Source organism: Thalassospira australica (genome assembly GCF_000763295.1).
In the GTDB taxonomy this organism is placed as follows: domain Bacteria; phylum Pseudomonadota; class Alphaproteobacteria; order Rhodospirillales; family Thalassospiraceae; genus Thalassospira; species Thalassospira australica.
In genome coordinates this window covers 757752-769157 of record NZ_JRJE01000032.1, presented here as the reverse complement: position 1 = coordinate 769157, position 11406 = coordinate 757752, and the positions used below count along the sequence as shown (strand labels likewise).

8 protein-coding genes are annotated in these 11406 nt (G+C 55.8%); 3 read left to right on the top strand and 5 right to left on the bottom strand.

What is annotated here, in order from left to right; all coding sequences use genetic code 11:
- Positions 1–33: 33 nt before the first annotated feature.
- Positions 34–1341, bottom strand: a complete 1308-nt coding sequence (locus JF44_RS0119725; protein WP_033070573.1) for an HlyD family type I secretion periplasmic adaptor subunit — start codon at positions 1339–1341, stop codon at positions 34–36.
- The gene (locus tag JF44_RS0119720) at positions 1341–3857 is read right to left on the bottom strand and encodes a type I secretion system permease/ATPase (protein WP_033070572.1); all 2517 of its coding nucleotides are present in this window, start codon (positions 3855–3857) and stop codon (positions 1341–1343) included. The genes JF44_RS0119725 and JF44_RS0119720 overlap by 1 nt, the downstream gene beginning before the upstream one ends.
- A 420-nt stretch (positions 3858–4277) precedes the next feature.
- Here JF44_RS0119720 and JF44_RS0119710 point away from each other — a divergent pair, with 420 nt between their 5' ends.
- The 3 genes from JF44_RS0119710 to JF44_RS0119700 all read left to right on the top strand — a co-directional run bounded on the left by JF44_RS0119710 (position 4278) and on the right by JF44_RS0119700 (position 6344).
- Positions 4278–5171, top strand: a complete 894-nt coding sequence (locus tag JF44_RS0119710) for a M48 family metalloprotease (RefSeq protein WP_033070570.1) — start codon at positions 4278–4280, stop codon at positions 5169–5171.
- Positions 5172–5178: 7 nt separating this feature from the next.
- Complete coding sequence (locus JF44_RS0119705) at positions 5179–5514, top strand: HNH endonuclease (RefSeq protein WP_033070569.1); 336 nt, start codon at positions 5179–5181, stop codon at positions 5512–5514.
- Between the two features lie 71 nt (positions 5515–5585).
- On the top strand, positions 5586–6344 hold the full coding sequence (locus tag JF44_RS0119700; protein WP_238318520.1) for a MarC family protein: 759 nt from the start codon (positions 5586–5588) through the stop codon (positions 6342–6344).
- 42 nt (positions 6345–6386) lie between these two features.
- Here the strand turns inward: JF44_RS0119700 and JF44_RS0119695 are convergent, their stop codons facing one another.
- The 3 genes from JF44_RS0119695 to JF44_RS0119685 all read right to left on the bottom strand — a co-directional run bounded on the left by JF44_RS0119695 (position 6387) and on the right by JF44_RS0119685 (position 11164).
- Positions 6387–7406 (bottom strand): Ldh family oxidoreductase, encoded by a 1020-nt coding sequence (locus tag JF44_RS0119695; protein WP_033070568.1) that lies wholly within the window; start codon positions 7404–7406, stop codon positions 6387–6389.
- A gap of 45 nt (positions 7407–7451) precedes the next feature.
- Positions 7452–8597, bottom strand: a complete 1146-nt coding sequence (locus tag JF44_RS0119690; protein WP_033070567.1) for an HPP family protein — start codon at positions 8595–8597, stop codon at positions 7452–7454.
- Between the two features lie 182 nt (positions 8598–8779).
- Positions 8780–11164: a transketolase gene (locus JF44_RS0119685; protein ID WP_033070566.1), complete on the bottom strand. Its 2385-nt coding sequence runs from the start codon at positions 11162–11164 to the stop codon at positions 8780–8782.
- Between the last annotated feature and the right edge of the window lie 242 nt (positions 11165–11406).

The following is an 11406-nucleotide window of genomic DNA, read 5'->3' as shown; positions in this document are numbered from 1 at the left end:
GCCCTCATGTAACTCATGGGGAAAACCATACCCTCACTGCTCGCGGAATGCGCGATCAAAGCTGGTGGTGATCGGCGAGAACAGATAGGCAAGAATCGTGCGCGCACCGGTTACGATCTCAAGCTGGGCTGGCATACCAGGTGACAGGATCATGCCTTCATGCTCGGCAAGGCTTTCTGCATCAATCTCGACCATTGCCTGAAAATAGGACCGGCCTTCTGCATCGGTCAGACGATCAGGCGAAACATCGGTCACCGTTCCCTTGACCGGTGCGAACCAACGCTGGCTGAATGAGGTCACCCGGATATTGACCGGAAGCCCGGTCGAGACAACGTCAATGTCATTGGGCGAAACCCGTGCCTCGATCACAAGCCGATCATCTGCAGGCACGATTTCAAGCACCTGTGCCCCGGGCGGGATAACCCCGCCAACGGTGGTGAATTGCATATTGGTGACCGTGCCGTTGCGCGGAGCCTTGATTTCAGAACGCACCAGAATGTCTTCTGCGGAACGTAAACGTTCATTCAGGTCTGATATCTCGCTCTGAACATCGCGCAACTCGGTATTGATGGATTGCAAATGATCACGCAGGAGCTGTGACTGGCTGGCCTTTACCTGCTGGATCTGCTGTTCAATGCGAGCAATATCAGCCGAAAACCGCCCGATATTGCCAAGCGTTTCCACAAGACGGCTTTCAAGCTGCAGCAACCGGGTCCGGCGTGCATACCCAAGATCGACCATGGGCTTGACCATGGCGAGCTCTTCTTTGACGATGCCAACCTGTTGTTGTGCCGCGATCTTTTGTTCTTGTGTGCCAACGATTTCGCGGCGAAGTTCCTTGATGCGTTCGTCATAAAGCGCGACTTCGCCCTCAAATGCGCTGCGGCGACTTTCAAACAGGGTGCGCTGCGAATCCGTGATCGAGAAATAGCGCGGATCTTCAAGCGGGGCCGGGAAAACCAACTGATCTTTCTGGCCACGTTCGGCGATCAAGCGGGCCTGGGTCGCAAGCGCATTGAGATAGCGGTTATTGAGCAAATCAAAACTGGCGCGCGAGCGCGTATCATCAAGCCTGACAAGAACATCTCCCGCCTGAACCCGCGCCCCATTGCGTACCAGAATGTCGCGAATGATCCCGCCTTCAAGATGCTGAACGCTTTGCCGCCCGGAAAACGGCGCGACGACGCCGCTGGCGGTTGCTGCTGAATTCACCTCGGCCGTACCGGCCCAAAACAGGACGGACCCGAACCCCAAAAACAGGATCAAAAGCCCGATCCGCACCAACGGCTTAACATCGGTGCTCAGTTCACGCGCAGTTGGAAGTTGCACACCACCAGACATCAAACACCACCCTGCCGCCGTTCGGCCGACCCTTCAACCACCCGCAATTGCGGGCGTCCGCGCCGTGCGGATTGCCCCGCAGCCTGCCGGCGTTCGACCGAACGTTCCGGCGTACCCGCAGCACCACGTTTCGCGGCACGTTCGGCAGCTGCGCGTTCGGCATCTTCACGCACTTTGCGCATCCGCATGGCGGCCTCTTCGCGTGCCTTGGCCATTTCTTCGGCCTTGGTCATTTTCGGTTTTGGCGCAGTTGCGCGCGCCTGCTCACGTGCGGTTTTACGGTTGCTAAGCTGCTGACGTTCTGCCGCCGTCGCATTTGCGGTCGTACGGCGTTGCGGTTGTTTTGCTGCTTGTTTGCCTGATGGCCTTGGTTTTTCAACCGGGGTGCTTTCGGCTTTTGGTGCGGCTTTTGGCGTCACCGGGCGCATGGTCATCATGGTACCGCCCGGCGTCGGTTGCGGTCGCATTTCAGACCGGGCAATACCAGCAGCCTGTTTTGCTGCCTGCGCACGCCCTGATCCTTCTTCACCAACACTTCCGAAATCGGCAATTTCGGGAAGCTCTTCCACCTCAGGCTCCGGGTCCTTTGCCGCAGCCGGATGCGTATTGGGCGCGCTGTTCTTTTCCACAATCGGGCGCGGGGCATCCGGGTTGGGCACGGCAATTCGTTTGGGTGTTATGCGCATCTGACCATCGGCAGGTGGCGTTTCTTTTGCCGCTTTTTCCGCATTTGCCGGGCGGGCAATGGGCGGTAACCCACGTGAAATCTGATCCGGGGCTTCAATGGATGCCCCGGCAGTACTCTTTTGCGGATCTTCTGCCGTAACGTTGGCCCCGCGCTTGACCGGCACCACCTGAATTTGCCCGTCGGCCAGCGCAAGAACAGCATCGGCACGCGCCAGAACTTCGCGTTCATGACTGACGATAAAGGTCGTGATGCCGTTGCGGCGCAGAATTTCGATCAATTCACTAACATGGGCAACACCGCTGTCATCAAGGGCGGTGGTCGGCTCATCAAGCAACAACATGCGCGGACGTGAAAACAGGGCGGCTGCCAAGGCAATCAATTGACGCTGCCCGCCCGAAAGGTTGCGCCCACCCCGGTCAACCCGCGTGTCGTAACCATCGGGCAGATCAAGGATGAACTGATGCGCCCCGGCAAGTTCGGCTGCCTGAATGATGTCGCGCATTTCCGCATTGCCAAGACGGGCAATGTTTTCGGCAATTGTGCCCGGGAACAGGAACGGGTTCTGCGCCAGATAGCCGATCTGGGTGCCGATTTCTGCGCGATCCACACGCGATGCTTCGACATCGTCAAGCTTGACCGATCCCGATCCCGGCAACCAGATGCCCATGATCAACTTCAAAAGGGCGGTCTTGCCGACCCCGTTAAAGCCTGCAACCGCAATGATCTGCCCCGGCCCGGCCTTAAACGAGAACCCCTTGAACAATACATTCCGGCTGTTGGGCGGCGCAAAGACAAGCCGATCGACACTGACCGCCATACCGCGCCCACGTGGCATCGGGGCTGGCACCATCTGGCGTTTTTCAAGCAGGATGTTGTTTAGCCGTTCAAATGAACTGCGTGCGGCACTCCAGCTGCGCCACGCGGTTACCGCCCCGTCAAAGGGGGCCAGGCCCCGCATGCCAAGGATCATCGATGCGACCATGATGCCAATCGTGATGCTTTCCGACAGAACCAGATACGCCCCGACACCGATAAAGCAGACCTGCATGGCAAGACGCACAAAATGCGACAGAGTGGTCGATGTCCCGACCCGGCGACTGGCCTGACTTTCCCAATAAAGCGAATCAGACTGATCCGCCTGCCAGCGTTGGCGGGCAGATTGGGTCATGCCCATGGCTTCCATCGCCTCGGCATTGCGGACATAGGTTTCTTCCTGCGCAATGCCGCGGTTTTGGCTTTCCTCGGACCGGTCGACGGAAATCTTCGACGCCGCTTCGTTGGCAATGGCAATCACAATCAACAAAAGCGCGCCGCCACAGGCCACCATGCCAAGGCGGGTGTCGAAAATGAACACCACCCCGATATAAACCGGTGCCCACATAAAATCGATCAGGGCAAATGGCCCGCTGCCGGTCAAAAATCCGCGTAAGCCATAAAGATCGCGCAACGGGCGCTGGCGCATCTGGCTGCCGCGTGCGGATTGTTGCACCACATGGGCAAACAGTTCCCCGCCCAGACGCAGATCAAGTGCGGTTCCGACCCGGATCAAAACCCGCGATCTCAGCTGTTCCATCGATGCGATGAAGACCAGAACAAGGCCGATACCAAGGGTCAGCAGGGCGAGTGTATCAACCGAACGGCTGGAAAGAACGCGGTCAAACACCTGCATGGAATAGATCGGGATCACCATGTTAAGCAGGTTGATCACCATCGAGAATCCACCGACAAGCGCAATCGACCGCCAGAACAACCGTTCCAGCGGGGTACGATCCCCCTCGCGTCCCGCATCCGATTTGCGGGCTGGTCGGATTCTATCCAACAGGCTCATTCGTTCCTTCCGTTACACATGCCCATAAAATATGGGCATAACCCTTATATTTGTTGCCTTTGGCCGTTTGACAATCACGCATGACAAACCACCCGCGCAGCGAAGCCACAACGGGTATCCTAGCCAATGGCATACTCCCACTATTCTAGTCGAATATATAAGGATGTGTTAAGATTTCGCCGCGAAACCCTTTATTTCATTGCCTTACATCCAAATTCAACACGCTTTTCCAGCCCAGCTCCGGCCGCACTTTTTGATTTGCGGGCGGCATCGAATCGCTTGTGCTGGATCAATGCTGACAACCATTTGTCTGATATAGGGTTTTTACAGCAATTCTTCACAGGTGTTTGCGTAAAGCCCCCCTTCACCCCCATCTTTAAGACATGCAAACCACGCTGCCGTCCCGACAGGTGCCCGATCATGGCTGACAATGCCCCGCAATTACCCGGTTTCGTTCAACGCTTTCTCGCCATTCAGCCCGGCGGGGCTTCCCATGCCGGCGGCCTGATGGTTTGCATGATCGGGGTACTGACCGCCTGCGCATGGATGCTGGGCGGGTTTTCGATGGTGTTTTCTGCCAGCATTGCGGTCGCGCTGATGTTGGCATTGTCACCAATGATTTCGCCTGACGTGCTGATGAAAATGCTGCGCGCCCGTCCGCTTTCAACCGTCGACTATCCGGCAATTCATGAAATGGCCCATTTGCTGTCGGAACGCGCACATCTGGCGCATATGCCAAAACTTTATCTGTTGCCGGGCAAGGGCGTGAATGCCATCACCACCGGGACTTCTGACAACACAACCATCGCCATTTCCGGGGATGCTGTGCATGGCTTGTCACCGCGGCAATTGCGCGCCATTCTCGCCCATGAAATCGCCCATGCGTGGCATGGGGATACACGTATTTTGCTGATTACCGATGTGCTCTATCGCGCAACATGGACAATCGCCCTGTTTGGTCTGGCGATTTTCATCTTTGGTGATTTCAATCCCCCGGCCTGGATGATCATTTTGTTTGGCGCGGTGCCGACCATCAGCTTTCTGTTTCAACGTGCTGTCATCCGTGACCGGGAATTTGCCGCCGACCATGGGGCCAGTGATTTGCTGAATGGCCCCGAAGACATGATTGATGCCCTGCTTCACATCGATCAGATCAATCGCAAACGCCTGGGACTTCTACCCTATCGCAGCACGCAACCCCCCAGCCTGTTTGATACCCATCCGTCGCTTGGTGCGCGGATCAAGGCCCTTCGTGCCCTTAAACCCGGCACATGGCAGAAATTCTTTGAAAACCGGCGCATGCCATCGCAATAATCCATCCATGACCGTTCCCAGGGACACATCGAAAACCGATCTTGGAACATGTGCGATCTGTGGACGCGCAATGATTGCCGGGCCCAGTGTGGACCGCCACCATTGGCGTCCGAAATCACAAGGTGGCCGCGACACCGAATGGCTGCACCGTGTCTGTCATCGCATGATCCATCGCCTGTTTGACGAGGCCACCTTGGCGCGCGACTATGACAGCCCCACCAAGCTTCTCGCCCATCCCGACATCATCAAGTTTGTTAACTGGGTGCGCAAGAAACCCGATGATTATGTCGACTGGCCGGAAAGTGCAGGGCGTTATGGCCGTAACCGTGGCAAGCGCCGATGAGGTGCTGTGTTGGTGACACACCGGAAAAAACTGCCAATTTAACCATTTACCTGCCAAGATAGGCGCATTATATGCCCCGTTCTTTGTCGGCAATTGCAGGAAAACCGATGCCAAGCTTTGACATGCTCAATGAACTGATCCCGGTCTTTGTCACATTGTTTGTGATCATTGATCCGTTGGGTCTGGTGCCGGTTTTCATCGTTCTGACACAGGGCACCAGTGCCGCGCACCGGCGACGCATGGCCATTCGGGCGTGTCTGACCAGCTTCTTTATCCTGGCCGCCTTCGCGCTGATCGGCGAAGGGTTACTGGGCATTTTCGGCATTCACATGCCCGCCTTCCGCATCGCCGGGGGCACGCTTTTATTCCTGATTGCGCTTGAAATGCTGTTTGAAAAACGCAGCCAGAAGCGAAACGAACGCGCAGAACAACTCCATCAGGAACTTGAAACCGACAACGACAAAGACACCCAAAAGCCCAAATCCAAGGCTGCTTCGGCCAAAAACAAGGATCACACCATCCCCGATGACGAGGCCGACGACATCTCGATCTTTCCGATGTCGATCCCGTTCCTGTCCGGTCCGGGCGCGATTGCATCGGTCATGCTGTTGATGGGGAAGTTCGAAGACAATATCGCCATGCAGGCCAGCGTCATTGGCGTTGTCGCCATCGTCATGGTCATCGCCTTTGTTTTCTTCCTTGCGTCCAACATGGTCGCCAAACGCTTAAGCCCGACCGTCGCCACCGTCGTTTCACGCCTGCTGGGCATGATCCTGGCGGCCTTGGCCGTCCAATTCATCATTGATGGCATCAAACAGGCGTTCTTCTGATTGGAAACGGGGGCGCGCAACACACCCCCGCAAAATCCCCGCTTATTTTTCCGACACCAGCGCGATCAATTCATCGTGCAATGCCTTGGGAATGGTCACCCCGTTTTCACGGCTGCGGTCGCGGGCCTCGAACCGGCGTTGCGATGGCAGGCGTGCGCCCTGTTTGACAATCTCTTCAAACAGGTCTTCGGCGTGATCAAGATGCTTTTGCGCATCCTCGCCAAGGAAGGTTTCCGGCGCGAAGGCGATGATGATTTCCCCATGATGCGGGTTGCCCGGCGCATTTTCGGATGCCGCATGGGTTTCATGACCAAGGACATCACCGATCAACGGACCTGCCATCAAACCGATCATGGTCGAAAGTGCTGATCCCTTGTGCCCCCCAAAAGTCAGCATCGCCCCTTCAAGCGCCTTGGTTGCATCCGTGGTCGGTGCACCATCGACATCAATTGCCCAGTCATCGGGGATTGCCTTGCCCGCCCGACGGTGCAGTTCGATTTCACCACGTGCAATCATGCTGGTGGCAAAATCAAACGTATAGGGCGTCTTGCCCGGACGCGGCCATGAAAAGGCAATCGGGTTGGTGCCCAAAAGAGGCTTGGTCCCACCGGCTGGGGCGACAAAGGCATGGGTTGGTGTCATCGCCATGCCCACCAGACCATGGGCCGAAATTTGTTCGACTTCCGGCCACAGGGCCGAAAAGTGGAAACTGTTATTGATGGCCAGAACCGAAATACCGCAATGGCGCGTTTTTTCAATCAGATATGGCAAACCCATTTCGAATGATAAAAGCGAACAGCCCTTGTTGGCATTGATCCGCGTGATGGCCGGGGCCTGATCGATGATTTCGGGCATGGCATGGGTATCAAGCCCGCCGTTGCGCGCCGTTTGCACACAGCCCATCAGGCGATACAGTCCATGCGAATGGCATTCATCGATCTGGGCGGCAACAACGCTGCGCATGATGGCACCGGCATGTTCTTTGCCAAACCCGTTATCCTCCAACACGGCAAGACTAAGCTTTTCGGCCTGTTCGATGGTCAAGGTGACGGTTTCAGTCATGGGGTTTTCCAATTTCTGTGTGGGACATTTCAGACGGTGTTTGGCTCAGGACCTGAGACCCGCATGGGCCATGGCGGCAATCAAATCGGTTCGGGTCACAATGCCAATGATTTTTCCGTAATCAAGAACCGGAACGGCATCACAAGTGCCATCGGCCATAAGGGGCAGTAGCGCTGCGATCGGTGTATCGGCTGTTGCGCGTGGCTCGGTAACAGACATGATTTCCACCGCCCGGACAGGCGTTTCGCGTTTGCGATCAATCAGGCGCGCCATCGCGGGCAACAATCCACGATCCAGACGTAACGCATCTTCGCGTGCGCGACGAATCAAGTGGATTTGAAAGATGACCCCGATGAACTGACCTTCCGTACCAATCACCGGCAAAGACGTAAACCCGTGCTTGCGAAAAAGGTTTGCCACCTCGCCAAGTGGCGTTTCTGCTTCGACGGTCACCAGATCGCGCGACATGATATCGCGTGCGGTCATCGGCCCGGTCCTGTGGGTTGCCGCCTGCAATTCAGCCGCACCAATCAACCGCGCAAGATCTTCAATACCAAGGTTAAACGACTGGCTATAATGTTGCAGGATGGCGTTCAACTCATCCTCGTCTAGTCCAAGCCTTTCCATCGGTGCGCGATCTGCGGTGTGGTGTTTGCCTTTGTCATCGAAATGACGGAACGGATATTTCCGGCCCGTCAAACGGGCATAGACAATCGCAACCAGCACCAGGATTGCCGTTACAGCCCCAACCGGCATCACCGTAAACCAAAACCCGAGATCCGCGACCATATCCGGATTTAAGGCCGCAACCATTGCCACCGCGCCACCGGGCGGATGCACCGCCCGTGTGACAATCATCGCTGAAATACCAAGCCCCACCGCCAACGCCACGCGAAGCACAGGGTCATCAATCACCAAACACACCGCCACCCCGACAATCGCGGCAACGCTGTTGCCAACAATTGCAGACCATGGCTGTGCAAGCGGACTGTTGGGGACCGCAAACAACAAAACCGATGTCGCCCCAAACGGGGCAATCAGATAAAGACCCGCCCCTTGCAGTTCAAGGAATGACAGGAAAACGCCAGTCAGTCCCAACCCGATCAGGGCACCGATCCCGGCGCGCACCACTTCGACCGGGTTGCCAAACGGCATCGCCGGGTAAAGCCCGCGAAGACTTCTGTTTTTCATAAGAACGTTTCACAGCCCGGTTCAGAATTTTACACTGAACATGTGTTTATTGTTATAAATTGCGAACCATTCTCGTACTTATAATCCGGCACCCCGTCAACCTAAGGGGGTGCATACAGCGCGCCCGGATAAGAAAAAGGAGGGCAAAATACCCTCCTTTTCAATGCTACGGTCTTATTTGATCAGTCCCAGCGCTTGGCTGCGCGCAGGATCGCATCGGTTCCGATCTGATAGTGATCATAAAGGGCAATGCTGTCGCCGCACTGGCCAAAGTTGTTCACGCCAAGTGGGGCCACCGCATGACCGCGCACCGATCCCAGCCACGCAAGGGCGGCCGGATGACCATCAATTACCGTGACAAGACGGGCATCAGAAGCCAAAGGTTTAAGCAGGTTTTCCACATGTGACATCTTGCCATCAGCCTTGCCTTCAAGGCGTGCGCGCTCCAGATCCTGCCATTCATTGTAAAGCCGGTCGGTAGAGGTCACCGCCAAAAGGCCCAAGCCCGGATGGTCTTCGGAAAGCTTTTCCCATGCGGCCATGGCTTCGGGTGCCATCGCCCCGCAATAGGCAATCACCATTTTGCAGTCATCCCCCGGCTGACGGAGCCAATACCCCCCGGACACAATTTCAGACTTCTCCAAATCTGACAGATCCCGTTCCGGCTGCGCCAAAGGTTTGGTCGACAGGCGCATATAGATCGATCCGCCGTCATCGGCCTGCATATGATCAAATGACCACCCCATGATGGCGGCGACTTCATCACCAAAGCTTGGTTCAAAGCTGGTCAGGCCGGGCTGCCCCATGCCGATCATCGGGGTCGAGATCGATTGATGCGCCCCGCCTTCGGGGGCCAGCGTGATGCCGCTTGGCGTTGCGACAACCATGAAACGCGCATCCTGATAGCAGGCATAATTCAACGCATCCAAACCGCGTGCGATAAACGGATCATAAAGGGTACCAATCGGGAACAGACGCTGCCCAAACAGGCTGTGCGACAGACCAAGGGCAGCAAGATTGAGGAACAAGTTGTTTTCGGCAATGCCCAGTTCGACATGCTGCCCGTTTGGCGATCTGATCCATTTCTGTGCCGAGGGGACCTTGCGCTCACGGAATTCATCGGCCAGTTCTTCACGCCCGAACAATCCACGCTGGTTCACAAATCCACCAAGGTTGGTCGATACCGTCACGTCGGGCGATGTGGTCACAATGCGATCAGAAAGATCACTGTCTTTCATCTTCGCCAGTTCATTCAGGATTTTGCCAAAGACTTCCTGCGTGCTTGATGTTTCCACCCGTGCATAGGGCATGTCGGGAATACGAATGGCATCGGCCTTCTTGTGGCGGGGCGCAGGATCATTGAACGGTGCACGCGCAATGTAATCACGCAACGCATCGGCACTGACGTCAAGCCCCCCGGCAATATCCCATTCCTGCCCATCGGCCACATTGTTTTGCAGCTTGAAGGCATCCATTTGCGCCACATTCATCAGGCCCGCATGGTTGTCCTTGTGCCCCTGAAGCGGCGTGCCATACCCCTTGACGGTATAGGCGATAAATATGGTCGGCTTGTCATTGGGAACTGCGTCAAAGGCGCTGAGCACCGCTTCCATGCAATGCCCGCCCAGATTGGTCATCAGATCGTGAAGCTGATCGTCATCATAATCACCCAGCAAACTGGTCAGCGCATTGTCACCATCCATATCGGAAGTGATCTGTTTGCGCCAAACTGCCCCGCCCTGGAATGTCAGCGCGGAATAGATGTCGTTGGGCACATCATTAAGCCATTTCTTCAATGACTTGCCGCCCGGCTTGGCGAATGCTTCATGCAGCTTGCGGCCATATTTGATGGTAATGACGTTCCAGCCAACCGCCCGGAAGAACCGGCCAATCACACGAAACAGATGGGCATCAATCATGCCATCAAGGCTTTGGCGGTTGTAATCAATCACCCACCAGACATTGCGAATGTCATGCTTCCAGGTATCTAAAAGCGCCTCATAGATATTGCCTTCATCAAGTTCCGCATCACCAACAAGGGCGACCATACGGCCCGGCGTTTCCCCCTTGGGCAGCATGTCCTTGTGACGCAGATAATCCTGTGTCAGTGCGGCAAAGTTCGTGACTGCGGCCCCCAAACCGACCGACCCGGTGGAAAAATCAACCTGATCACCATCCTTGGTCCGTGATGGATAGGATTGCGCCCCCCCAAAGGCACGAAATCCTTCAAGCTTTTCTTTGGACTGACGATCAAACAGATAATTGATCGCATGGAACACCGGACTTGCGTGCGGCTTGACCGCGACCCGGTCCTGCGGGCGCAAAACGTTAAAATAAAGCGCTGTCATCAAGGTTGTCATGGATGCACAGCTTGCCTGATGGCCTCCGACCTTGATCCCGTCGCGTTTCGGGCGCAGATGGTTCGCATTGTGGATGGTCCAACTGGAAAGCCAGCGCACTTTCTTTTCAAGCAGCCCCAGCATCTCAAGATCATGGGCCTTCACATTGCCGGTGCTGCTGACGTCGATGATTTCACCGATTTCCGGTGCGCTATCCTGTACTGACATTTCCTGATCGCCTTGTTCTTAATCTGATTATGACCGGGTATGACCGGTTTTTTGGGCTGTCGTCTTTTGCATGACAACAATCCGGTATTGAATTGCCGATTTTTAAGTCGATGACGGGGAAATCAACCCGGCATCATCGCATTTCACACAAGATTCGGCGATTTCACCAAAATGTTGGAATCTACTGCGACCAACCGCCCGAAAGCCTCGAATTTCCCGTCTGAAACATTATTTCGTGCCCG

What these genes read in the sequence shown, in the direction of transcription:
- JF44_RS0119710 (WP_033070570.1), top strand. Translation starts at nt 4,278, where the DNA reads ATGGCTGACAATGCCCCGCAATTACCCGGTTTCGTTCAACGCTTTCTC.
- JF44_RS0119705 (WP_033070569.1), top strand. Translation starts at nt 5,179, where the DNA reads ATGACCGTTCCCAGGGACACATCGAAAACCGATCTTGGAACATGTGCG.
- JF44_RS0119700 (WP_238318520.1), top strand. Translation starts at nt 5,586, where the DNA reads ATGCCCCGTTCTTTGTCGGCAATTGCAGGAAAACCGATGCCAAGCTTT.
- JF44_RS0119725 (WP_033070573.1), bottom strand. Translation starts at nt 1,341, where the DNA reads ATGTCTGGTGGTGTGCAACTTCCAACTGCGCGTGAACTGAGCACCGAT.
- JF44_RS0119690 (WP_033070567.1), bottom strand. Translation starts at nt 8,597, where the DNA reads ATGAAAAACAGAAGTCTTCGCGGGCTTTACCCGGCGATGCCGTTTGGC.
- JF44_RS0119685 (WP_033070566.1), bottom strand. Translation starts at nt 11,164, where the DNA reads ATGTCAGTACAGGATAGCGCACCGGAAATCGGTGAAATCATCGACGTC.
- JF44_RS0119695 (WP_033070568.1), bottom strand. Translation starts at nt 7,406, where the DNA reads ATGACTGAAACCGTCACCTTGACCATCGAACAGGCCGAAAAGCTTAGT.
- JF44_RS0119720 (WP_033070572.1), bottom strand. Translation starts at nt 3,857, where the DNA reads ATGAGCCTGTTGGATAGAATCCGACCAGCCCGCAAATCGGATGCGGGA.